The 21,376-nt window shown below is 34.2% G+C and carries 28 protein-coding genes and 1 tRNA gene; 20 read left to right on the forward strand and 9 right to left on the reverse strand.

The window, feature by feature from the left end:
* The first annotated feature begins 17 nt into the window (after positions 1-17).
* Together NKOR_RS02485 and NKOR_RS02490 are read left to right on the forward strand one after the other, a co-directional pair.
* Positions 18-1,103: a sodium-dependent bicarbonate transport family permease gene (locus NKOR_RS02485; protein WP_026089947.1), complete on the forward strand. Its 1,086-nt coding sequence runs from the start codon at positions 18-20 to the stop codon at positions 1,101-1,103.
* Positions 1,100-1,402, forward strand: coding sequence for a P-II family nitrogen regulator (locus tag NKOR_RS02490; RefSeq protein ID WP_014962787.1), 303 nt, complete (start codon positions 1,100-1,102; stop codon positions 1,400-1,402). The genes NKOR_RS02485 and NKOR_RS02490 overlap by 4 nt, the downstream gene beginning before the upstream one ends.
* Here NKOR_RS02490 and NKOR_RS02495 read toward each other — a convergent pair.
* Positions 1,399-1,698 carry an ArsR/SmtB family transcription factor gene (locus NKOR_RS02495; protein WP_014962788.1) on the reverse strand — a complete coding sequence of 100 codons (300 nt, stop codon included), beginning with the start codon at positions 1,696-1,698 and terminating at the stop codon, positions 1,399-1,401. The two genes, NKOR_RS02490 and NKOR_RS02495, sit on opposite strands and share 4 nt — an antisense overlap.
* A 40-nt stretch (positions 1,699-1,738) precedes the next feature.
* Between NKOR_RS02495 and NKOR_RS02500 the strand changes: the two genes are divergently transcribed.
* The 12 genes from NKOR_RS02500 (at position 1,739) to NKOR_RS02555 (ending at position 12,054) form a co-directional block, all read left to right on the forward strand.
* Positions 1,739-2,137: an arsenate reductase ArsC gene (locus tag NKOR_RS02500; RefSeq protein ID WP_014962789.1), complete on the forward strand. Its 399-nt coding sequence runs from the start codon at positions 1,739-1,741 to the stop codon at positions 2,135-2,137.
* A gap of 3 nt (positions 2,138-2,140) precedes the next feature.
* Positions 2,141-2,824, forward strand: a complete 684-nt coding sequence (locus NKOR_RS02505) for an MIP/aquaporin family protein (protein WP_016939606.1) — start codon at positions 2,141-2,143, stop codon at positions 2,822-2,824.
* Between the two features lie 22 nt (positions 2,825-2,846).
* On the forward strand, positions 2,847-4,124 hold the full coding sequence (gene hemL, locus NKOR_RS02510; RefSeq protein WP_014962791.1) for a glutamate-1-semialdehyde 2,1-aminomutase: 1,278 nt from the start codon (positions 2,847-2,849) through the stop codon (positions 4,122-4,124).
* The gene (gene hemC, locus NKOR_RS02515) at positions 4,121-5,056 is read left to right on the forward strand and encodes a hydroxymethylbilane synthase (protein ID WP_014962792.1); all 936 of its coding nucleotides are present in this window, start codon (positions 4,121-4,123) and stop codon (positions 5,054-5,056) included. The genes hemL and hemC overlap by 4 nt, the downstream gene beginning before the upstream one ends.
* On the forward strand, positions 5,053-5,793 hold the full coding sequence (cobA, locus tag NKOR_RS02520) for a uroporphyrinogen-III C-methyltransferase (protein WP_014962793.1): 741 nt from the start codon (positions 5,053-5,055) through the stop codon (positions 5,791-5,793). The genes hemC and cobA overlap by 4 nt, the downstream gene beginning before the upstream one ends.
* On the forward strand, positions 5,793-6,596 hold the full coding sequence (locus tag NKOR_RS02525; RefSeq protein ID WP_016939607.1) for a uroporphyrinogen-III synthase: 804 nt from the start codon (positions 5,793-5,795) through the stop codon (positions 6,594-6,596). The genes cobA and NKOR_RS02525 overlap by 1 nt, the downstream gene beginning before the upstream one ends.
* A gap of 286 nt (positions 6,597-6,882) precedes the next feature.
* Entirely contained in the window at positions 6,883-8,283 is a 1,401-nt protein-coding gene (sufB, locus tag NKOR_RS02530; RefSeq protein WP_014962795.1) for a Fe-S cluster assembly protein SufB, read from the forward strand.
* Positions 8,284-8,308: 25 nt separating this feature from the next.
* Positions 8,309-9,706, forward strand: a complete 1,398-nt coding sequence (gene sufD / locus NKOR_RS02535; protein ID WP_014962796.1) for a Fe-S cluster assembly protein SufD — start codon at positions 8,309-8,311, stop codon at positions 9,704-9,706.
* A gap of 5 nt (positions 9,707-9,711) precedes the next feature.
* The gene (locus NKOR_RS02540; protein WP_014962797.1) at positions 9,712-10,020 is read left to right on the forward strand and encodes a Rieske (2Fe-2S) protein; all 309 of its coding nucleotides are present in this window, start codon (positions 9,712-9,714) and stop codon (positions 10,018-10,020) included.
* Between the two features lie 3 nt (positions 10,021-10,023).
* A complete protein-coding gene (locus NKOR_RS02545) occupies positions 10,024-11,268 on the forward strand; it encodes a cysteine desulfurase (RefSeq protein ID WP_014962798.1) in 1,245 nt (414 codons plus the stop codon).
* Positions 11,265-11,708 (forward strand): iron-sulfur cluster assembly scaffold protein, encoded by a 444-nt coding sequence (locus tag NKOR_RS02550; RefSeq protein WP_014962799.1) that lies wholly within the window; start codon positions 11,265-11,267, stop codon positions 11,706-11,708. Before NKOR_RS02545 ends, NKOR_RS02550 begins: the two co-directional genes overlap by 4 nt.
* Before the next feature lies 1 nt (position 11,709).
* On the forward strand, positions 11,710-12,054 hold the full coding sequence (locus NKOR_RS02555) for a hypothetical protein (protein ID WP_014962800.1): 345 nt from the start codon (positions 11,710-11,712) through the stop codon (positions 12,052-12,054).
* On the opposite strand, the gene NKOR_RS02560 is transcribed toward NKOR_RS02555, so the two are convergent.
* Positions 12,047-13,273 (reverse strand): phosphoglycerate kinase, encoded by a 1,227-nt coding sequence (locus tag NKOR_RS02560; protein WP_016939894.1) that lies wholly within the window; start codon positions 13,271-13,273, stop codon positions 12,047-12,049. The two genes, NKOR_RS02555 and NKOR_RS02560, sit on opposite strands and share 8 nt — an antisense overlap.
* Positions 13,274-13,390: 117 nt before the next feature.
* Here NKOR_RS02560 and NKOR_RS02565 point away from each other — a divergent pair, with 117 nt between their 5' ends.
* Positions 13,391-14,059: a phosphatase PAP2 family protein gene (locus NKOR_RS02565; RefSeq protein ID WP_014962802.1), complete on the forward strand. Its 669-nt coding sequence runs from the start codon at positions 13,391-13,393 to the stop codon at positions 14,057-14,059.
* Here NKOR_RS02565 and NKOR_RS02570 read toward each other — a convergent pair.
* Positions 14,048-14,359 carry a hypothetical protein gene (locus tag NKOR_RS02570; RefSeq protein WP_014962803.1) on the reverse strand — a complete coding sequence of 104 codons (312 nt, stop codon included), beginning with the start codon at positions 14,357-14,359 and terminating at the stop codon, positions 14,048-14,050. The two genes, NKOR_RS02565 and NKOR_RS02570, sit on opposite strands and share 12 nt — an antisense overlap.
* 137 nt (positions 14,360-14,496) lie before the next feature.
* Between NKOR_RS02570 and NKOR_RS02575 the strand changes: the two genes are divergently transcribed.
* Complete coding sequence (locus NKOR_RS02575; protein ID WP_014962804.1) at positions 14,497-15,351, forward strand: coiled-coil domain-containing protein; 855 nt, start codon at positions 14,497-14,499, stop codon at positions 15,349-15,351.
* A gap of 33 nt (positions 15,352-15,384) precedes the next feature.
* The gene (locus tag NKOR_RS02580; RefSeq protein WP_014962805.1) at positions 15,385-15,990 is read left to right on the forward strand and encodes a hypothetical protein; all 606 of its coding nucleotides are present in this window, start codon (positions 15,385-15,387) and stop codon (positions 15,988-15,990) included.
* Here NKOR_RS02580 and NKOR_RS02585 read toward each other — a convergent pair.
* On the reverse strand, positions 15,984-16,298 hold the full coding sequence (locus NKOR_RS02585; RefSeq protein WP_014962806.1) for a single stranded DNA-binding domain-containing protein: 315 nt from the start codon (positions 16,296-16,298) through the stop codon (positions 15,984-15,986). The two genes, NKOR_RS02580 and NKOR_RS02585, sit on opposite strands and share 7 nt — an antisense overlap.
* Before the next feature lie 121 nt (positions 16,299-16,419).
* Here NKOR_RS02585 and NKOR_RS02590 point away from each other — a divergent pair.
* Positions 16,420-16,520 (forward strand) — tRNA-Leu (locus tag NKOR_RS02590).
* Between the two features lie 16 nt (positions 16,521-16,536).
* Here NKOR_RS02590 and NKOR_RS10505 read toward each other — a convergent pair.
* The gene (locus tag NKOR_RS10505; protein WP_016939676.1) at positions 16,537-16,659 is read right to left on the reverse strand and encodes a hypothetical protein; all 123 of its coding nucleotides are present in this window, start codon (positions 16,657-16,659) and stop codon (positions 16,537-16,539) included.
* Between the two features lie 184 nt (positions 16,660-16,843).
* Here NKOR_RS10505 and NKOR_RS02595 point away from each other — a divergent pair, with 184 nt between their 5' ends.
* Together NKOR_RS02595 and NKOR_RS02600 are read left to right on the forward strand one after the other, a co-directional pair.
* Complete coding sequence (locus NKOR_RS02595) at positions 16,844-17,464, forward strand: hypothetical protein (RefSeq protein WP_014962807.1); 621 nt, start codon at positions 16,844-16,846, stop codon at positions 17,462-17,464.
* Positions 17,465-18,085 (forward strand): HD domain-containing protein, encoded by a 621-nt coding sequence (locus NKOR_RS02600; RefSeq protein WP_014962808.1) that lies wholly within the window; start codon positions 17,465-17,467, stop codon positions 18,083-18,085.
* On the opposite strand, the gene NKOR_RS02605 is transcribed toward NKOR_RS02600, so the two are convergent.
* Genes NKOR_RS02605 through NKOR_RS02620 form a run of 4 tightly spaced genes read right to left on the reverse strand, consistent with a single transcriptional unit; the run spans position 18,082 to position 21,317 of the window.
* Positions 18,082-18,393, reverse strand: a complete 312-nt coding sequence (locus tag NKOR_RS02605) for a hypothetical protein (RefSeq protein WP_014962809.1) — start codon at positions 18,391-18,393, stop codon at positions 18,082-18,084. The two genes, NKOR_RS02600 and NKOR_RS02605, sit on opposite strands and share 4 nt — an antisense overlap.
* Positions 18,390-19,370, reverse strand: a complete 981-nt coding sequence (gene hemB / locus NKOR_RS02610; RefSeq protein WP_014962810.1) for a porphobilinogen synthase — start codon at positions 19,368-19,370, stop codon at positions 18,390-18,392. The genes NKOR_RS02605 and hemB overlap by 4 nt, the downstream gene beginning before the upstream one ends.
* 31 nt (positions 19,371-19,401) lie before the next feature.
* Positions 19,402-20,667, reverse strand: a complete 1,266-nt coding sequence (gene hemA, locus NKOR_RS02615; protein ID WP_014962811.1) for a glutamyl-tRNA reductase — start codon at positions 20,665-20,667, stop codon at positions 19,402-19,404.
* The gene (locus NKOR_RS02620) at positions 20,664-21,317 is read right to left on the reverse strand and encodes a precorrin-2 dehydrogenase/sirohydrochlorin ferrochelatase family protein (protein ID WP_014962812.1); all 654 of its coding nucleotides are present in this window, start codon (positions 21,315-21,317) and stop codon (positions 20,664-20,666) included. The genes hemA and NKOR_RS02620 overlap by 4 nt, the downstream gene beginning before the upstream one ends.
* Between the last annotated feature and the right edge of the window lie 59 nt (positions 21,318-21,376).

Here is a 21,376-nt window from a genome sequence, read left to right on the forward strand (position 1 = left end):
TTGGCTGAAATATTCAAATGGATATACTGCAACTAATTCAATCTAATCTTCTTACTCCGATAATCCTCTTCTTCTTGTTTGGAATTATTGCAGCACGAATAAAATCTGATTTGAAAATTCCTGAGGCAATTTCTGAATTCTTACCACTCTATCTTCTTGCAGCAATTGGTCTTCATGGTGGAATAGAGATGAGAAATACTGGATTTGAAAACATGTTAATTCCAATGTTTGTTGCAATTGGACTTTCATTATTGTTTACATTAAATCACTATCAAATTCTAAAAAGACTGGGAAAATTCAACCTCTTTGATTCTTATGCACTTGCATCAACTTATGGTGCAGTTGGTGCAGTACACTTTTCTGTTGGGTTATCATTTTTGAAAAATCATGGGGTGACTTCTGAAGGATATATTGCAGCAATTCTTGCAGTGTTGGAGCCTCTTGCATTCATTTTGGCAATATTTATGACAAATATGGCAGTATCAAAACAGATCAAAGCAAAAAAACAATCGTTTGCAAGTGATGATTCTGTAGAAATTGATGTTGGGTTAAATCAAACAAAGACAAAACTCTCTAAAGTACTGCATGAATCTATTACTGGAAAAGCAATTGTAATTCTTCTTGGCAGTATCGTGATTGGATACATCATAGGCGAAGAAGGATTTGAGTCAATCAAGATTGTATTTGATGATATGTTTACTGGGGCAATAGTGATTTTCATGATTGAAATGGGAATCATAGCTGGTCAAAGACTCGATGATATTAAAAAAGTAGGCATTTTCCTTACTGCATTTGCCATAGTCATACCGTTATTCAATGGAACAATTGGTGTTCTGGTTTCAACTGCACTGGGATTAAGTGTAGGCGGGGCAGTAATGTTTGGATTGTTGATGGCAAGTGCATCATTTATTGCGGCCCCAGCAGTTTTGCGTCATGCAATTCCGCAAGCAAAACCAAGTTTGTATATTACATCCGCATTAGGAATAACGTTTCCATTCAATATCATTGTCACATTACCCATCCTGTTTGCCATATCTACTATGGTTCATACTGGGGAAGGGGCGATAGACTTATTCCATTATGTCTCTGAGGTATTTTCATGAAACTATACGATGTTAAACTGCTTACAATCACTTGTGAGATTTTAGCACAAGAAAATATTATTGAAATTCTCAAAAAACATGAAATCACTGGATATACAACATATGAAGTTGATGGAAATGGCACTCGTGGTTTACGTGGACAGGGATTAAAAAATGAAAAGAATGTTAAAGTCGAAGTGATTATGAGGGAAGAAAAACTACAAGATGTTGTAGAAGAAATATCTAGAACTCTTTTTGCAAATTTTGCTATAGTGCTTTATGTTAGTGATGTTGGCGTACTAAGACCTGAGAAATTTTAACAACAAGAATCATCTGAACATAAAACTGGAATCTTTTTGCTTGCACTTGTAACATTTGATATGAGTTCTGATAGTTGATTGCTTGAAATTGCATACATTGCCTTTTTTCCTTCATCTCTTGACTTTACAATTCCACACTTTTTGAGTGTCTTGAGATGGTGTGACACTAGTGGTTGATCTTTTTCTAACTTTTCAACAAAATCATTTACGCATAGTTCCTTATTTTTTTGCAATAATTCTAAAATCTCAAATCTAGTCTCGTCACAGATACATTTTAAGAGATTGACTCCATTCATATCAATCTAAATTTATATAAACTAATATTTATGTGATAGTATGGAAAATGTACTGTTTGTCTGCGTAGAAAATGCTGGTAGGAGTCAAATGGCTGAAGCCTTTTTTAGAAAATATGCTCCTGCAAAATTCAATGTAATTAGTGCAGGCACTGTTCCTTCCTCTCAACTGAATCCTATGGTTGTTCAAGTAATGAAAGAAGTTGGAATTGACATGACACAACAATCCCCAAAATCATTATCAAACGAAATGATTGAAAACTCTTCAAAAACAATCAACATGGGTTGTATGGATAAGGAATCATGTCCTGCGTTATTTGTAGATGATGTTCTTGATTGGAATATATCTGATCCTAAAGAAAAGTCCATTGATGATGTTAGAGAAATCCGCGATCAAATTTTAAAAAAAGTTTTACAATTAATCCAATCCCTTGAGAAATAAACAATGTCTTATTCTAATTTACAAATTTTTATTGTGGAGTTAATTGGAACTTTTATTCTTGTTGTGTTTGCAACAGGTTCTATTGTTTTTGATGCTGAATTCTTTGACGGGGAATTGGGAATTCCATTTGCCGCAATAGCACCATTTGTTGCATTGCTAATTGGTGTGTATTCTTTTGGTAAAATCTCTCTAGCCCATTTTAATCCTGCAGTAACAATTGGATATTATATCACAGGACACATTACAAAAGTTCAAGTTGTTTATTATTTTGCAGCAGAAATTATTGGTGCATTATTAGGTGCTCTATTTGTTTTGAACGTCATTGGAGACAAAGCAAATCTTGGTGCCAATGCTCCAAACTACGATTTTTCATTATCATTAATTTTCCCAGTTGAGGTTTTAGCATCTGCTATGCTTATGGGTGTAATCTTCTATGTAGTGTATACCAAAGGACTAAGAGGATTTAGTGGTGTTGCAATTGGTGGCATAGTTGGATTGGATATTTTGTTTTTAGCATTTATTTCGGGCGCATCAATGAATCCTGCAAGATCTTTGGCACCTGCTCTGCTTTCTGGTGTACTGGATGATTTATGGCTATATTGGACTGCTCCTTTTGTTGGAACCGCAATTGTGGCATTTTTGTTTCGTGGAAAATTTCACGCCCAAAGAACATCAAATTACGAATAATAATGACCAAAATTATTGCTAAATGTTGAAAAATTCTAAGTTATTCTCAGATGCAAAAAAAGTAACCCCTTCAGGTGTTAATAGTCCTGTTAGATATTTTGAACCATATCCGTTCTTCACAAAAAAAGCAAATGGTGCATACATTTGGGATGCTGATAATCGAAAATTAATTGATTTTTGTAATGGCTATGGTGCGTTGCTTTTAGGGCACAGAAGAAAAGAGATCATTGATTCTGTTTCAAAGCAACTTGCAAAAGGTACTCTTTATTGTACTCCGACAGAAGCTGAAACTGAACTAGCAAAATTAATCATTGGTAATTTTCCATCAATTGACAAAGTCAGATTAATGAATACTGGCGGTGAAGCCACAATGACTGCAATCAGATTGGCGCGTGGATTTACAAAAAAGAAAAAAATTATCAAATTTGAAGGATGTTATCATGGTGCTCATGATTCTGTTTTGGTAAAAGCTGGATCAGGATCTGCACATAACGGTATTTCAGTTTCTGATGGTGGATTAGATGAAGTATCAAAGAATACTTTGGTGGTTCAATACAATAACATTGAAGATTTACAAAAAACAATTCAAAAAAACAAAGACGTTGCAGGTGTGATTGTTGAACCTATACTAGCTAACATGGGATTGATTCTTCCTGAAAAAAATTTTCTGTCTGACTTAAGAAAAATCACAAAAGAAAACAACATTCCGTTAATCTTTGATGAAGTGGTTACAGGGTTCAGGGTTGCTCCTGGTGGTGCACAAGAATACTTTGGAATAAAACCTGATCTTACTACCTTAGCAAAAGCACTAAGCAATGGGTTTACTATTTCTGCAGTAGGTGGCAAAAAAGAGATAATGGACTTGCTTTCTCCTGGAGGAAAAGTCTATCAGGCAAGCACATTTGCTGGAAATCCTATCTCTGTTAACGCTGCTATTTCTTCAATTAAGACCATAAACAAACTTAAAAACAAACTCTATTCTAAACTTGAGAGATTCAATCTTCTGTTCTCTACTGCTCTAGATGATGTGGCAACTGACATGAAAATTCCACACCAAATCAATTTTGCAGCCTCAATGTTCCAGATTTTCTTTACAAACAAACCTGTCACAAATTATGAGACCTCAAAGAAAGCAAACGCAAAAAAATTCCAAAAGTTGTTTAGAATCTTGCTTAAAAAAGGAATATTCATAGCTCCTTCCCAATTTGAAGTTGTTTTTTTGTCAGATGCTCACACTGAAAACGATCTAAACAAAACACTTGACGCATATCATTCTGCACTAAAATCGGTGAAAAATTGAAGTATGTTGTAGGAGCTAGAGGAAGTCAACTATCAGTTGCTCAAACAAATTGGGTTATTGCTGAATTAAAAAAAACAAATCCTGATACAGAGTATGAAATTAAAACAATTACAACAAAAGGTGATACTGACAGTAGACCCTTATTTACAATAGATCAGAAAGGAATTTTTGAAAAAGAGATTGATAGAGCAGTGGCTCAAAAAGAAGTTGATTTTGCAGTTCATAGTCTAAAGGATGTTCCATCTGAATTAGATGAAAACTTGATTCTAGCTTGTATTCCAAAACGTGAAGTGGTAAATGATGTGTTTATTTCTCCAGATGGAACTACTCTTGATTCAATAAAATCTGGTGCAGTGATTGGAACAAGTTCACTCAGACGAGCAGTCCAAGTATCTAGAAAAAGATCTGATGTAACAGTAAAACCAATTAGAGGCAACATTGAGACTAGAATTAAAAAAATATCTGGGGAAAGTTATGATGCGATTGTTCTTGCAAAGGCAGGAATCTCTAGACTTGGAATTGATGTAAAGTACACTGAATTGTCTACTGATGAATTTTCTCCCTCTCCAGGGCAAGGTGCAATTGCAATAGTTGCAAGAGCCGATGACTCTAAAACAATTCAAATGCTCAAAACAATTGAAGATTCTGATTCTCGTTTAGAGATTGAGGCAGAACGCGCATTATCTGACTATGTTGATTCTGGATGTAGATTCCCTGTTGGTGCATACGCAAAATCTAGTGGGGATAAGATAACTCTAATTGTTACTGCATTTTCTGTTGATGGGAAAAAAGCTCTACATGTAACCAAAACAGGTGATAAAAATAATCCAAAATCTATTGGCCATAGTGCTGGAGAAGAACTTCGCAAGAAAGGAGTAAATGATCTTGCATTAAATTGGAGGGAAAAAGTGGAGGAATGGAATAAGACATGACAGGAAAAGTGTATCTTGTTGGAGCTGGACCCGGAGACAGTAAATTAATTACACTCAGAGCAGTTGAATTACTCAAAAAAGCAGATGTTGTTTTGTATGATAGACTGGTTAGCAAAAAAATAATCTCAATGATTCCAAAAAAAGTAGAAAAGGTCTACGTAGGTCGTGCAGTGGGTGATGACACAACTCATCAAAACACAACAAATGACTTGATGGTAAAATATGCAAAATCAAAAAAGAATGTGATTAGACTAAAGGGAGGTGATCCTATAATTTTTGGACGCGGTGGGGAAGAAGCAGAATTTCTCAAAGAAAACAAAGTAAAATATGAAATTGTTCCTGGAATTACATCTGGAATTGGCTCTGCCACTTATGCTGGAATTCCTCTTACTCATCGAAAACATGCATCATCAGTAGTATTTGTGACTGGTCATGAAGATCCTGAAAAGAAACAGGAGATTGTGAAATGGAAAAGACTTGCAAAGTCTGTTGATACTATAGTTATCATGATGGGGTTATCTAGAATTGATATTATTTGTAAGCAACTCATTGCAGGTGGAATGGATAAAAAAACACCTGTTGCAGTAATTCAAAATGGAACTACTCCTAAACAAAAAATGATCAAAGGAACTGTTACTAATATTGCAAAAAAAGTCAAAGAAAATAAAATAACTCCTCCTTCTAACATTATTATCGGTAATGTTGTTGATTTGTCGGAAACTATTGGGTGGAAATAATGCTTGATGGAAAAACTATTGCAATCACTCGTTCACGAGACGATTCTGCTGAATTCATTTCACTTGCTGAGCAAAACAATGCAACTCCCATACCATTACCTACCATTGAACTTGTAAGCAAAGGTGAAAAAATTGTTGATGAATTTCTAGACTCTGTTAAAACTTACAATCCTGATTATTCTGTTTTTATGAGTTCTAAAGCAGTGAAATTACTATTTGATACTGCAAAAGAGTTAGGAAAACTAGAAACACTACAATTGGCAATTGCAAACACAATTGTTATTTCAGTTGGTCCAAAAACTACCATTGCTCTTGAAGCACAAGGAATTAAAGTCAATCATCATCCTTCAGAAACATTTTCCTCTGTAGGTGTTGGAGAATTATTTACACAACTCAACGCAGTTGGCAAAAAAGTCATTGTTCCAAGAAGTGGTGCATCTACTCCATTTCTAAAGGAGTTGCTCAACAAAATTGGAATTGATGTTTTTGAAATTCATTTGTACGATGTTTGTGCATTTAGAGATACTTCTCAATGGAACGAATTCAGAGAATTATTCTCCCAAAACAAGATTGATGGTGTTGTGTTTACCAGTGCCTCTTCAGTTAGAGGATTTTTTGAAATAATGACTAAAGATTATGATAAAAATACTCTATTGGATAATCTTGAAAAACTTTCTGTAGTTTCTATTGGGCCATTCACTTCAGATGAATTAAAAAAATTCAAAGTCAAAAATACTGTGGCTGAAGTTCATACTGTTGCAGGTGCATTTGATGCAATGAAAAACACTCTAACTGTTGCATAATTAATGATCAAATTCTAATACTTTGAAATATTTTTCATAACCTGGAATATGAAATTAAAAAGAATATCCATATCACATGTCCTCATTGTGAAAAATCAACTGTGACTGAAATTGAACTTGAGCTAGAAATAGAAGAAAAGAAAAAGAATGACAAAAAGAAAGAAAAGAAAAAAGACAAAAAACAAAAGAAACTACTAAAAAATATTAACAACAAACTTTAGCTCTGCCTATTTAGCTCTGCCTATTTTTCCTCATGTATTTATAATATAACGGGGTTATTTTGCTCATGGCAACTGAAAACCTTGACATGGATTATTCAAAATATGATTTTAAGGACTCTACAGAAATGTATGTCCACCTTAGCAAGAAAGGCCTGACTAAGGAAACAGTAATTGGCATCAGCAAAATGAAAGATGAACCACAATGGATGCTTGATTTTAGATTACGTTCTTATGAAATTTTTATGAAAAAACCAATGCCAACTTGGGGTGGAGATCTCAGTGTCATTGATTTTCAAAATATCTATTATTATGCAAAAGCATCTGAGAAAACAGAAAAGAACTGGGATGATGTTCCAGCAGATGTCAAAAACACTTTTGACAAATTAGGAATTCCAGAAGCTGAAAAGAAATTCTTGGCAGGTGTTGGGGCACAATACGAATCTGAAGTTGTATATCACAATCTAAGAGAAGACTTGCAAAAACAAGGTGTTCTCTTTTTGGATACTGATTCTGCTCTAAAAGAACATCCCGAAATTTTCAAAAAATATTTTGGAAAAATCATTCCTCCCGAGGATAACAAATTTGCAGCACTAAACAGTGCAGTTTGGAGTGGCGGTTCATTCATCTATGTGCCACCTGGTGTCAAAGTTGACATGCCCCTACAAGCATACTTTAGAATTAATGCCGAAAACATTGGTCAATTTGAAAGAACATTGATCATTGTGGATGAAGGTGCAGATGTACACTATATTGAAGGATGTACTGCTCCTGTTTACTCTTCAGAGTCATTACACTCTGCAGTTGTTGAACTAGTTGCACACAAAGATGCACATCTAAGATATACAACAATTCAGAACTGGAGTAACGATGTTTACAATCTTGTAACAAAACGAGCTTATGCATATGAAGGTGCAACTGTTGAATGGATTGATGGAAACATTGGAAGCAAACTTACAATGAAATATCCTGGTGTCTATCTTATGGGCGAACGTGCACATGGTGAAACATTATCCATTGCATTTGCAGGCAAAGGTCAACACCAAGATACAGGTGCAAAAATGGTTCATTTGGCACCAAATACAACCTCTAAAATTACCTCCAAATCTGTAAGTAGATTGGATGGACGTTCCACTTACAGAGGATTGCTTAATGTAGCAAAAGGAGCTACTAATGTAAAATCTACTGTAAGATGTGATGCACTACTATTAGACGATACATCAAAAACTGATACATATCCATACATGGAAATTAATCAGGAAGATGCTACAATCACTCATGAAGCAACAGTTGGAAAAATTGGTGATGAACAAATCTTCTATCTTATGAGCAGAGGATTTTCTGAGGAAGAAGCATTGTCCTTAATCGTTAATGGTTTCATGGAACCATTTACCAAAGAACTTCCAATGGAATATGCGGTAGAACTAAACAGACTCATCAAACTAGAGATGGACGACTCTGTGGGATAAACTCCAATTTTCATTTTGATTAAACATGTCTCAAACACTTTCCAAATTAGATACAAGTCACATTGATGAAATTTCTTCATCATATAATGAACCTGATTGGCTAAAAAATTACAGGAAAGACTCTTTGTCTGTTTATGACAGTCTTCCAATTGAACTATCTCCTCTTTACAATAAGTATACTGATGCAAAAAAAATGGATCCTGAAAAAGTTTCATTGTCTGCATCAACTGCACAAACCACACCTTCTTTTCTTCAAAAAAGATTGGGCGAACTTGAAAACGAAATTTGCATTATCCAAATTGGCACACACATAACTAAAATCAACCTACCTGAAGATCTAAAATCAAAAGGATTGGTAATCTCTTCTATTTCTGATGCAATTGCAAACAATTCCGAACTAGTCAAAAAAGCACTAGAATCATCAAAATCTCAAGATGATAAATTCACTGCCTTAAACAATGCAGCCTTTAACTCAGGTATATTCATCCACATTCCACGTAATTTGATTCTAGAAAAACCAATTCATTTCTTATCTTGCTTGTCTGATGATGGGCTCTCAGTAATATCTAGGAACATCATTTTTGCTGATGAAAGCAGCAAAGCAACAGTTGTCCAAGAACTATATTCTCCAAAATCTGATTCTCAACAAGCATATCTGGAATTACTCAACACCAATGTTGCAGCAAATGCGCAACTTGATGTTACCACATTACAAATGATTGATCAACATGCAGTTAACTTTTCTACACGAAGAACTGATCTTGCACAAGATGCAAAAATAAACTGGTATTCTGGACTCTTTGGTTCAATGCTGTCCAGATACAAAATTGACTATTTCCTAAATGGAACAGGTGCATCATCAAATGATTCAGAAGTTGTATTTGGAAATAATGAACAGTCATTTGACATTCAAACAAATGTGAATCATGAGAGTCCTGCAACTGAGGGGCGTGTAGTTGAAAAATCAATCCTTAGAAACAAATCAAAATCTTTGTTCAAAGGTATGATTCGAATTAAAGAAAAGGCTGTCAAATCAAACTCTTTTTTGTCTGGCCGTTCAATTCTGTTGGATAAAGATGCAAAATCTGATGCAATTCCTGGACTTGAAATTTTCACAAATGATGTTAAAGCAACACACTCTGCATCAGTAGCTCAAATTGATGAAGAACAAGTATTCTACTTGAAAACAAGATGTCTAAGCCATGAAGAAGCTGAAAGAACTATTGTTGAAGGATTTTTGGAACCACTTTCAAGAAAGATGTCTTACCAAGTCAGGGCATGGATTGCTTATCTTATTGAATCTAAATGGGAAAACCGTGAACTTACTGTCAATACTGATGAAGAACTAACCAAATTTGTTGAAGTAGAAGAAACACGTTACAACGAAGATGCTGAAATAGAACAACACTACAAGTATAGGTGATTTTTTTGTCTGAATGGATAAAGGTCTGTAATATAGATCAAGTAAAAGAAGGACAACTTTTTGGATTTACGCATGATGAAAAAAAAATTCTTTTAGCAAATTTAAAGGGAAAAATCCATGCAACAGATCTAATTTGTACTCATGCTGATGCTGATCTTTCAACTGGATTTCTAAGTGATGAAGGTGTACGATGTCCATTACATCTCTCTGTTTTCAACTTAGAGAGTGGTGAACCTCAAAACCTTCCTGCTGAAACACCTCTAAAAGTATACAATGTTAAAATAGACGACAGCGAAATTTACGTGGAGGTTTAAGATATGCAAAGTGTAGAATCAACTTTTGAAAATTTAAGAAAAGATTTCCCTATACTTACAAGAACTGTTAGAGATAACAAACACTTAGTTTATCTTGATAATGCATCTACTACACAAAAACCAAATCAAGTAATTGATGCTATTACTGATTATTATCAAAACCATAATGCAAATATCCATAGAGCAGTTTATGCTCTAGCTGAAGAAGCAACAGAAGCTTATGAAGAAGCTAGAGATAAGATTGCAAATTTTGTTAACATTAAAGATCGACAGGAGATAATCTTTGTTAGAGGAACAACTGAAGCAATTAATCTAGTTGCATATGCATGGGGAAGGACTCACATCAATGAAGGGGATATTATTGTCACTACTGAATATGAACACCATAGCAATATCGTTCCATGGCAACTTCTTACACAAGAAAAACGTGCAAAATTAGAATATATTGGAATGGATGATAATGGTGAACTGATTTTGGATGATCTTGACAAACTTTTGGCAACAGGCAAAGTAAAACTTGTAACATTTAGTTTGATGTCAAATGTACTTGGTACAATCACTGATGCTCCAAAAATTATTGAAAAATGTAAAGCAGCAGGTGTTCTTACATTAATTGATGGAGCTCAAGCAGTACCTCACATGAAAGTTGACCTTGAACAATTAGGATGTGACTTTTTTGCATTTTCTGGCCATAAAATGTTAGGTCCGACTGGAATTGGTGTATTATGGGTTAGAAAATCTGTGCTTAATACTATGAGTCCATTTCATGGTGGTGGTGATATGATTCGTGAGGTCCACAAATATGAAACAACTTGGAATGATTTGCCTTACAAATTTGAGGCAGGAACTCCAAACATTGCTGATGTTGTAGGTCTTGGAGCCGCAATTGACTATCTCACAAAAATTGGAATGGATAATATCCGTGAACATGAAATCGAACTAACAAAATATGCTATTGAGAAATTATCTCAAGTTAAGGGACTTCACATCTATGGCACTAAAGATATTTCAAAACGTGGTGGTGTAATCTCATTTAATTTTGCAGATGTGCATCCACATGATGTGGCCCAAATTATTGATGAAGAGGGAATTGCAGTACGATCTGGCCATCATTGTGCGCAAGTGTTAATGGAGAGACTAAATGTTGCAGCTACATCCAGAGCAAGTTTTTACATTTACAACACTAAAGAAGATATTGATGTACTTGTTAATTCATTAAATACGGTGGCAAAGGTGTTCAAGTTATGAGTAGTAATGCTGACATTTACCATGAAATGATTGTGGATTATTCAAGAAATCCAATTAACTATGGAAAAATTGAGAATCACGATGTTACTTTTCATGATTCAAACCCCTTATGCGGTGATAGTATTGACATTGATATGAAAATTGATGACAACAAGGTTACTGATATCAAATTTCATGGTAAGGGATGTGCAATTTGCATGGCATGTTCTTCTGTTCTGACTGAAATTACCAAAGGAAAAAGTATTGAGGATGTAAGAAAAATTGAAAAAAATGATGTCTTAAGTGAATTGGGTCTTGAACATCTTCAGGCGGTCCGAATAAAATGTGCCTTATTGTCTCTTAAGGTGCTTAAATCTGCTCTTTATACCTACATTGGAAAACATCTTGAAAACTCAGAAGATGTGGACAAACTAAAAGAAGAGGCAGCAAATCTGTACTAGTATGAGTTTTACTCCTAATGTTCCAGTTGAACTTCAAATAAGAAAGATAATTTTTGAAAAATTTAATGAAGTTGACACAATTTTTACAAACGATTCCATTTTTGAGATTCTTAAAACAAATGGTGACATTAATCCTTCTTGGATAATTGATGATATTGAATCTTTTATCAATGAACTTTGTGCGTCTGGTCTTGCAAGAAACGTTGCACAAAATTTCACAACAATTCATCTAAAACTATTTGATACTGTTGAAAAACTTCACTGCAATGCTTGTGGCCAAGATGTCTTTCTTGGAAAATCTGAAGACCGAATTTGCCCAAACTCTTCGTGTAAATCTACTATTTAGATTGGTATTTTATTCTGGCATCTTCAAGTGCTTTTATCATTGGTAATTTTTCTCCTGTAAGATAAAGTACTAATGCTCCACCTGCCGTACTGATATGATTGATTTTGTCTGCCAAGCCTTGTTGTTTTAATGCAGTTGTCAGGTGACCTCCACTAACAATTGTAGTTGCCATTGAATTTGCAACTGCAGTCAGTAGTGCCTTTGTACCATAGCTGAAATTCTCTTTCTCAAAAAATCCTGCTGGGCCGCTGATAAATACAGTTCCGGCACCTGCAATTAATTTTGAATAATATTCGACAGTTTTTGGACCTAAATCAAAAATCTTATCTCCTTTGCCCATCTCTCTTACATCCATCTCTACTCTTTCACCATCTTTGTCAATTGCAATATCTACTGGTGTTGCAAACACATCTGGATATTCACCTATCAATGTGTGAGCTTTTGCAACCACTTCTTCTTCTCTTTTTATTCCAAGCGGAGATTTTACTCTGGCTTGTGCACGCATGAACACATTTCCTATCAATCCTGTTAACAAGACATGATCTGCACGTCCATTTTGAATGAGTAATTTGATTGCCTCAAGTCTGTCTGGTACTTTAGATCCTCCAAGAACTATCACATGAGGCGCTTTAGCTACAGTCATGATTTCATCTAGGTTTCGAACCTCTCTTTCAACAATTCTTCCTGCACATGCAGGTAATACTTGTGGAAAACCAACAATTGATGGGTGTGATCTGTGAGCACTAGGAAATGAATCTAATACACAAAGATCAAATAGTTTGGCCAAGCGTGTCACCATTATTGTTTTTGCTGCATTCTCTGGTGTAAACTCGTAGTTTTCTTCTGCACATAATCTGAGATTATCTAAAAGTAGAATGTCTCCATTTTCTAAATTCTTAATTGCATTTTGTGCAGCTTCTCCAATTACATCTTCGACATATTTTATTTTACGATTCATCAATTTTTCAAGAACTTTTGCATGTTTGTCCATACCGGTATAATCATTATTTCCAACTCTTCCTTGGTGTGATGCAACTACTACTTTGGATTCCTTTAGTGATTGTAATGTTTCAATAGCTTCTTCAATTCTTTTAGTGCCTGAAATCTCCATTGTTTCTGGATCAATTGGACAATTCATGTCGACCCTCAAAAAAACAGTTTTACCTTTTAAGTCAAAATCGTCTAGTGTGAGTACCTTCACGCCTTTTCTATTATCCACTTGGTTAAATTCTTTGAGCCGATCAGAATTATTTTATCAATTCCTTTTCAACAACAATGATTTCCAAAACTTATCTATTGACAAAAATTAAAAGATGCATACATGGAGTTTGATTGATTGCAAAACTGGCTTTTTGATATTAGGTCTCGCTCATTTGTATTACTGACAATTTTATTTTTAATTCTAACTGGATTTGTCTATTCGGGAATCACAGACAGCTTTGATCAAAGTGTTGTTTTATTTTTCTCTCAAAATATTGGAAATCCAACTCTTGACATTGTAATGCAGTATGTTACAGAAAGTGGTGATGTCTTTAACATGCTAATGTTTGGAATTCTGATGTTAATTATTCCTAAAACTCGAAGAATTGGAATTACCTTAATGATTCTAATTGTGTTGTCTACTCTTCTAACTGGCTACATAAAATGTGGAGTTGACCGTGACAGGCCTGATTTTGATTATGAGGGTGTAGAATTTCCTGTAGAAATCAGCCGCGATACTTTTGCCCTGTTCTGTGAAGGAGGATTTGATGCATCTTATCCATCTGGACATGCTGCTAGGTCTATGATATTTGGAATAATTTTAGGCTATGCATTATCTGAGAGATTCCCACGTGGGGCATATTTGATGTTCTTGTATCCTGTAATGATCTCTGTGAGCAGAATCTATGTTTTACAACATTATCCTATGGATGTGATAGGAGGGGCTGTCATTGGAATAATGCTTGCAGGTGTAATGGCAAATAGAACTAAACTCTATAAAATTTTTGAAAAATCAAAAACCTAATTCTGTCAATGCTGAATTACTGATCAAAACTATTGCATAGTGGTCATCATCATGATGATATGTCCAATACCTGACATCTCGGATTTCATTTTTTTGTCTTAATCCATGAGTTACCCCTGTTGTAACAGTGTATCCAATTCTTTTTGCTAATTTTGATTCTTTTGGCATCAAAACTCTGAATCCTTCCTTTTTATCTTGGAATCCGATTCTCACCATGTCTTCCACAGCATTTGATGCTTCTTTTTCATCTTTTAGATCATATGTTTTAGAAATTGGCAAGTCTTTTGGATGAAAATCCATGATTATTATCAAATTCATTGACTAATATTTTTTAAAAAAATGATTTTGGCGATCAATATTAGTTAATTTTCTTAACTGGTAAGTCAAATCCTGATTATATTAACAACTTAATCGACTCTTTTGATTTGTTTGAATCATTGGAATCCTTAGAAAAAACAGTTCTACAGCTGCGTAAAAAACAACAAGAAGCAACCAGACTAAGAAAAAAAGCAGAAAAACAACTCAAAGAAGTTCTTTCTGCTCAAAGACGATCTTCTTCAGGTCTTAATTCTATCGATAAAAAAATTGAATCTGAGAAAGAAGATGCTTCTGATGTTTCTGATGTTCTTAACCAAAAAAACTCCCAATTGGCAAGTATTGAAAGGCTAATTCAGGCTGCTGAGGAAAGATTGACTAGAGAAAAAGAGGCAATTGAACAGACTGAGCAAGAAATTGAATTTTCTGAAAATCCTGAAGAAAAACAATATGCTGAATCCAGATTACGTTCACTCCGAGATCATGTTGAGGAATTAATTTCTGAAATTAAAAACAGGCAAAAAACTGCCAAAAAAATTGCTGATGATGTTGCCAAATTTGATACAATAAAATCAAAGATTTCTACTAAAATTCAAAAACAATCTCAAGCAAAACCTTCCTTACGTGAGACAATGATGTCTAGTAAGAAAGATGCCGAGAAATTTGTAAAAGAATTAGAAAGACGAAAAAAATCTGAATCATCTGTTAAAAAGGCATTAGAGAAGGCATCATCAAAACTAAGGGAATTTTTAGATAAACAAAGAAAAACTGCAGCTAAAAAGAAAGCAACCAAAAAGAAAGCAACCAAAAAGAAACCCGCAAGAAAAACTGCAGCTAAAAAGAAAGCAACCCAACCAAAAAGAAAGCAACCAAAAAGAAAGCAACCAAAAAGAAAGCAACCAAAAAGAAAGCAACCAAAAAGAAAGCAACCAAAAAGAAACCCGCAAGAAAAAAACGTTAAACTATTTTTTCTATAACCTTAAAGTAGGTTTTACCTAAGTGTCTTTATAATGAAAAAACGTGGACCTATTATTTCTATTTCAGGAATTATTTTGGTGATGATTTCTCTTTCTATTGCCGTATCTGCAGTTCCAACCAATGCTACTAGCCCTGGTGATTTCTCTGTCTCTTCATTGTTTGAAGGTATGTTTGATGAAATATCTAATGAAGCTGAAATTATGCCTGGTGATTCAGCCTATTTTTCCTACACGACTTATTCGTCAAACATTCCTCTATTGTGGGGTGTTCAAATTCTTAACTATCAGGCCGGAGATGAATTATCTATAACAATTTCAAATATTTTTGGTGATAGTTATGGAACATTTGTTCAAGATGAACCTATTCTTTTTGAAGTGTTGCAAATATCCCAATCTGATACGTTAAATCTTGAAATTCAAAACCTTGGCACTAGAAGCGTTACTATAGTTGCTATGTTTTCTGAAGATCCAGAAAATTCTGAATCTTTGACAAATCCTAATTCTCCTGTTATGAGTATGGTTTTACCATTGATGATTTCTGGATTTTTACTTATTTTGGGAATAATTGTGTCTATAATTGGTGCTGTCATAATACTAGTAGATCTGAAAAATAATCAAGACAATAAAAGAAATTATTGAGGATTTACTTCCATCTGACCAAATTTACCTTTTGTTAAGGACACTTCACCTTTGAATTCATTGGTATATCCATTTGTGATTACAACAACATCTCCAACATTTACTGCTTTGATATCGTCTCCCCACAATGTCAATTTCATTTGGTCATCTTCCGTTTCACCATCAGCTATTACTGCATCACAGACATCAACTGTTCCTCCATTTTTTAGATTAACAGTTCTTGGGTCCCCTTTGCTTTTCACTTCTGCTTTAGCATTTATTCCACTTCGCATTTTTTTTACTTGTGAAATTGGTATGAATTCTGCCATGTATTTTTGAATCCATTGAGCACGATTATAAGCTTTGTTAAAATTTCTTCAAAACAATAGATCATTTTTTGGATTTTTCCAAATAGTAATCGAAAAATACTGCTCTTGGCCCATTCTCATTGCAGAGATATCGAAGCCCGGTCAACCGAGAGGGACTCAAGATCATCCAAATAGGAAATCCCTTCTTTTAGGAGTTCGTGGGTTCAAATCCCACTCTCTGCACTAATTTAATTCAAAATTAAGCAACAAGTGCTTTTACTTTACTTACAGAATGCTCTGAAATCTGTTTGTGCATTTCTGCTACATTTTCGTCCTTGAAAGATAGATTGCATCTAAAACACTTCCAAATCATCTCGGACATGCATGACTATAGGTGTAATTTGCTTATAAAGATATTGCATGATTGATCCAATTTTTTACAATACATGATCATTGTTATGAAAAATTTGTAATTTTTTAATTTTTTGGATCAGAATCAAATTATTTCATGACTAAATCCAGATCCAAGGGTTTAGAAACAAAAAAACTAGCATAATCTTTGAAAGATGGCAGATATTTTTGAAATTTTTGGGGAATTATCGTATTTTGGAATATTTCTTGTACTAATTCTTGTAAATGCTTCCCCCATTTTGATGCCTCCAAGCTGGATTGTTCTTACATCGTTTTATCTTCTTGACCCAAACTTGAATGTGATTTTTCTTGCCATGATTGGCGCCACTGGTGCTACTATTGGTAGATTTTTTCTAAAAAAAATTAGTGGATTATTTAGAAAATTTGTTGGGGAAGAGCAAAAATCTAATCTTGATATAATTGGAGATTATCTAAATCACAAAAAATATGGTTATTTGATTGCATCATTTCTTTTCGGTGCTACTCCTCTCCCAAGTAATATGCTATTCATCACTTATGGGTTAATGCGTGCAAAAAGCATTGGAATCTATATTGGATTTTGGTTTGGCAGAACAATCTCGTACATTATAATGATTTATTTTGGAAATACTGTTTTGCAACCTTTTCTAGAAATTTTTGAAGACCGACTTACTGGTATATTGTTAATTGACGGTGTTGGGATAGGGATAATTGTACTTTTTGCATCTATAAACTGGACAGTATTAATTACTCAGAGAAAAATAAAATTCGTAAAACCAAAAATATGGAGATTCTAAATGAAGGTTCTTGAATTACTCAAAAGAGACATAAAAAAAATAATGGAAAATGACACTGCCCATGATTTTGAACACATTATGAGAGTATACAAAAATGCACAAAATATTTGTAAAAAAGAAAAAGCAAATGAAAAATTAGTTTTGAGTGCTGCACTATTACATGATATTGTCTCTTATCCAAAATCTCACAAGCGCTCAAAAATGTCTTCTATTGAAAGTGCAAAAAAATCAAAACAAATTCTAAAAAAATATGGTTACTCTGAAGATGAAATTACAATAATTTCTGATGCCATACGTGATCATAGTTTCTCCCAAAAGAAAATTCCTAAAACAATTGAAGGGAAAATACTCCAAGATTCTGATAGGTTGGATGCATTAGGTGCAATCGGAATTGCTAGAGTTTTTGCTACGGGCGGTTCTCTGAAAAGACCATTTTACAACCTTGATGATCCATTTTGCAAAAAACGAACTCCTGATGATAAAATATGGACCGTAGATCATTTCTTTCAAAAATTACTTAAGCTTGAATCATTAATGAATACAAAATCTGGGAAAATCGAGGCAAAAAGAAGAACTAGAATTCTAAAAGAATATCTTAAACAACTACAACAAGAAATCTAACCGTAATCAACATATCTATCGTATCTTTTCTCAATCTCTTTATTCAACCCTGAAACTATCTTCTTATACTCTTCTTTTTTTCTAAAATCGATATACTTTCGGATGGCATCAAATTCTTCATCATCAGGATATGACTCAAAGATTGGTTCTGCCATCTTTAGATATTCTAAAGTTTTTTCACGAAATTCTTCCCTTGTAGGTTTTTTGATACCCTTCATTCTGAATTCTACTGATGCCCAACTTGCACCTATGACATGTGGCAGTAAATCAAATGCCCTTTGGATCTCGTAACGCTCGTCGTTTCTCATGATTCTTGAAGAAATCTTGAAGCAGATTTTGCAAAATAAGTCACGATCATGTCTGCTCCTGCTCTCTTTATTGAATATAGTATCTCTTCTGTCATGTCCTTCTCATTTACATATCCTAGTTGTGATGCTGCCTTTACCAAAGCATATTCTCCAGAAACACTATAAGCTGAAACTGGAACGTTAAACCTTCTTCTTGTTTCTGCAATCAAATCTAAATATGATAATGCGGGTTTTATCATGACAATGTCTACTCCTTCATTGATGTCAGTTTCTACTTCCATCATTGCTTCTCTAGCATTTGTATATGGAACCTGGTATGTCTTTCTGTCTCCAAACTTTGGTGCACATTCTGCAGCATCTCTAAATGGGGCATAAAAGTTTGAGCGATGTTTAGCTGAATGTGACATTATTGAGACATCTGAAAAACCTTCATCATCAAGTGCATTTCTTATTGCTGCAACTTGCCCATCCATCATTGCAGAAGGTGAAACGGTATCGACTCCTGCTTTAGCTTGGCTTACTGCAATTTTTGAAAGTGTTTCTAAACTAGTATCGTTATCAATCTTGTTTCCCTGAATAATTCCACAATGCCCTGTGGATGTAAACTGGCATAGACATACATCTGCCATGATTACTATCTTGTCTCCAAAATTTTCTCTAATTTGTGAAATTGCTTTTTGAACAATTCCGTTATCCTCAAATGCAGAAGAGCCTACTTCATCTTTTTGAGTTGGAATGCCAAATAACATAATGGCAGGAATACCTAAATCGCTAATGGTTCCCACCTCATCATTAACATCTTCTAATGGCAATCTTTCAATTGCTGTCATTGACTCCACTTTTGTTCTTGTTTTAAGATCTTCTTGAACAAATACAGGACAAATGAAATCCTTTGGAGAAAGCGTAGTCTGTTGTATTAACTCTCTCATTTTTTCTGATGTTCTTAATCTGCGGAGACGTCTGGTTGGAAATGACATATTAAAAATTCTCTTTGGGTAAAATATAATCCTAGTCTACCTGTTCTTGTTTTTTATAGTCAAACAGTTTACTTGCAAGGTTCACTACCTCTGGATTGCCTTGTTCAGATGCTTTTCTGATATTGTTCATTGGAGTTGAAACAATGCTTTCTACTACTGCTTTGGTTAATTCATCAATTATTTTGATTCTTTTCTCGTCTTTTTCATCTAACATTTGAAGTGCCTTTTGTAACTCTTTTTCTCTAAGTGAATCAATATTCTTGAATACATCTTTTACAAGTGGTTCTGCATCTAGTCTTTTCATTGAGGCTTCCAATACTAGTACTTCTTCGTTAATTATATTTTCAACGGTTTTTACCTTGTTTAATCTTGCATTCATGTTCTTCTCTACCATCTCTGCAATTTGGTCTAGATTCATCAACTTCACTCCTCCAATGGTTGCAACTTTTTCATCTACTGTTCTTGGATTTGATAAATCTAAAATCATCATACCTCTGTTTTTGTCTTTCATTGCTTCTATAATCCGTTCATATGTAACAAGAAAATATGGTGCAGTTGTTGCTACAAATATTACATCATAGTTATCAAATCCTGAAAGAACTTGTTCAAATTTAACTGGGCTTCCTCCCATAGTTTCACAAAATGTTTCTGACCTGCTTAGCGTTCTGCTAGTTACATCAAATGCATATCCACGTCTTTGTAATGATTTTGCAACTAGTGTGGAAACCTCTCCAGTACCAATAAGCAATGTTTTCTTTGTTTTTAACTCATCAATGTTTTCTTCTGCAAGTTTTACTGCCATTGAGCCAACTGAAATTCCTCCTTTACCAATTCCGCTAGAGTTTCTGATTCTAGTTCCCATTCTGATTGCTTTATCAAATAATGTGTTGAGATGTTGACCTGATGCTTTCTTCTCCCTTGCTGAAGTAATAGAATTTTTAATTTGGCCTAGTATTTGCTCTTCCCCTAATACCATAGAGTCTAATCCTGATGTTAATTTCAATAAATGATGCAAAGCATTTTTGTTCTCTTCAATTTCCATGTTTTCATCAAAAACTTGTTCCTCTAGCCCTGCTAATGATGCCCATGTCTTCTTTATCTTATCAAACTCTTGATCTTTTGATCTTCCAAACAACTCTATTCGATTACATGTTTGAATTATAACACATTCCTCTAATCCTGAATGTTTTTTGAATTTGTCATATGCCTCTTCAATGTCTTTTATTGTAAACTGTTCTAAAATATGGATTGGTGAATTACGAAAAGTTACACGTGCGTTAATGATATTTTGATTCATTCCCAATTCCTCACTATTGTAATGGCTCTTTTCTCAGCTTTTTTCATCTGACCGTCTTTTATTAACTGATCAATCCCATTATCATTCATGATACTGCGAAGACACTCTTTTCTTTCTGTTGGAGTTGGAATGTGATCCTTTGCGACCTTTCTTGCGATCTTTTGAATTTTAATTTGACTGATATCCGCTTTTGTAATTATCTCTCTAAACACCCTTTCTGATTTTTGTTTGATCTTTTTTGACATTGCAGGACTTTGCCCTCCAGTAAAAATTGCAATCTGAATTATTTTCTCAAAATCAATTATTGCTGGATTTGAAAAATCACTTTCTTCGGGGTTATCTGAACTATACGTGATAATTCTTCTTTTTTTCCCTGCACTGATGATTTTTTGATTGAGTTTTTTATCATTGGTTGTTGTAATAATAATGTCTGGTTTGAATTCTGAAATGAACCTAGTATCTTGAATTTTTTGTTTTTTTAATTGAATTTTTTTTGATTTTGCAAGTTTGTTGATTTGTGAGTTTACCTTGTCACTGATCACTGTGATGTCACATTCTTGTTTGATTACAGAATTGATTCTTTTTTGTGCCTCATTGCCTCCTCCAATCACAACTATTGATTTTCCATGAAGGTTTAGGTCTACTATCATCGATCAAAAGGGCTGGGATTTCTATTTATGTATTAAATTTTAGCATGTCTACCTAGCTA

Source organism: Candidatus Nitrosopumilus koreensis AR1, assembly GCF_000299365.1.
Classification (GTDB): Archaea; Thermoproteota; Nitrososphaeria; order Nitrososphaerales; family Nitrosopumilaceae; genus Nitrosopumilus; species Nitrosopumilus koreensis.

Coding starts and splice junctions, on each gene's coding strand:
- NKOR_RS02485 (WP_026089947.1), top strand. CDS start 18: ATGGATATACTGCAACTAATTCAATCTAATCTTCTTACTCCGATAATC.
- NKOR_RS02490 (WP_014962787.1), top strand. CDS start 1,100: ATGAAACTATACGATGTTAAACTGCTTACAATCACTTGTGAGATTTTA.
- NKOR_RS02495 (WP_014962788.1), bottom strand. CDS start 1,698: ATGAATGGAGTCAATCTCTTAAAATGTATCTGTGACGAGACTAGATTT.
- NKOR_RS02500 (WP_014962789.1), top strand. CDS start 1,739: ATGGAAAATGTACTGTTTGTCTGCGTAGAAAATGCTGGTAGGAGTCAA.
- NKOR_RS02505 (WP_016939606.1), top strand. CDS start 2,141: ATGTCTTATTCTAATTTACAAATTTTTATTGTGGAGTTAATTGGAACT.
- hemL (WP_014962791.1), top strand. CDS start 2,847: ATGTTGAAAAATTCTAAGTTATTCTCAGATGCAAAAAAAGTAACCCCT.
- cobA (WP_014962793.1), top strand. CDS start 5,053: ATGACAGGAAAAGTGTATCTTGTTGGAGCTGGACCCGGAGACAGTAAA.
- NKOR_RS02525 (WP_016939607.1), top strand. CDS start 5,793: ATGCTTGATGGAAAAACTATTGCAATCACTCGTTCACGAGACGATTCT.
- sufB (WP_014962795.1), top strand. CDS start 6,883: ATGGCAACTGAAAACCTTGACATGGATTATTCAAAATATGATTTTAAG.
- sufD (WP_014962796.1), top strand. CDS start 8,309: ATGTCTCAAACACTTTCCAAATTAGATACAAGTCACATTGATGAAATT.
- NKOR_RS02545 (WP_014962798.1), top strand. CDS start 10,024: ATGCAAAGTGTAGAATCAACTTTTGAAAATTTAAGAAAAGATTTCCCT.
- NKOR_RS02550 (WP_014962799.1), top strand. CDS start 11,265: ATGAGTAGTAATGCTGACATTTACCATGAAATGATTGTGGATTATTCA.
- NKOR_RS02555 (WP_014962800.1), top strand. CDS start 11,710: ATGAGTTTTACTCCTAATGTTCCAGTTGAACTTCAAATAAGAAAGATA.
- NKOR_RS02570 (WP_014962803.1), bottom strand. CDS start 14,359: ATGGATTTTCATCCAAAAGACTTGCCAATTTCTAAAACATATGATCTA.
- NKOR_RS02580 (WP_014962805.1), top strand. CDS start 15,385: ATGAAAAAACGTGGACCTATTATTTCTATTTCAGGAATTATTTTGGTG.
- NKOR_RS02585 (WP_014962806.1), bottom strand. CDS start 16,298: ATGGCAGAATTCATACCAATTTCACAAGTAAAAAAAATGCGAAGTGGA.
- NKOR_RS10505 (WP_016939676.1), bottom strand. CDS start 16,659: ATGTCCGAGATGATTTGGAAGTGTTTTAGATGCAATCTATCTTTCAAG.
- NKOR_RS02595 (WP_014962807.1), top strand. CDS start 16,844: ATGGCAGATATTTTTGAAATTTTTGGGGAATTATCGTATTTTGGAATA.
- NKOR_RS02600 (WP_014962808.1), top strand. CDS start 17,465: ATGAAGGTTCTTGAATTACTCAAAAGAGACATAAAAAAAATAATGGAA.
- NKOR_RS02605 (WP_014962809.1), bottom strand. CDS start 18,393: ATGAGAAACGACGAGCGTTACGAGATCCAAAGGGCATTTGATTTACTG.
- hemB (WP_014962810.1), bottom strand. CDS start 19,370: ATGTCATTTCCAACCAGACGTCTCCGCAGATTAAGAACATCAGAAAAA.
- hemA (WP_014962811.1), bottom strand. CDS start 20,667: ATGAATCAAAATATCATTAACGCACGTGTAACTTTTCGTAATTCACCA.
- NKOR_RS02620 (WP_014962812.1), bottom strand. CDS start 21,317: ATGATAGTAGACCTAAACCTTCATGGAAAATCAATAGTTGTGATTGGA.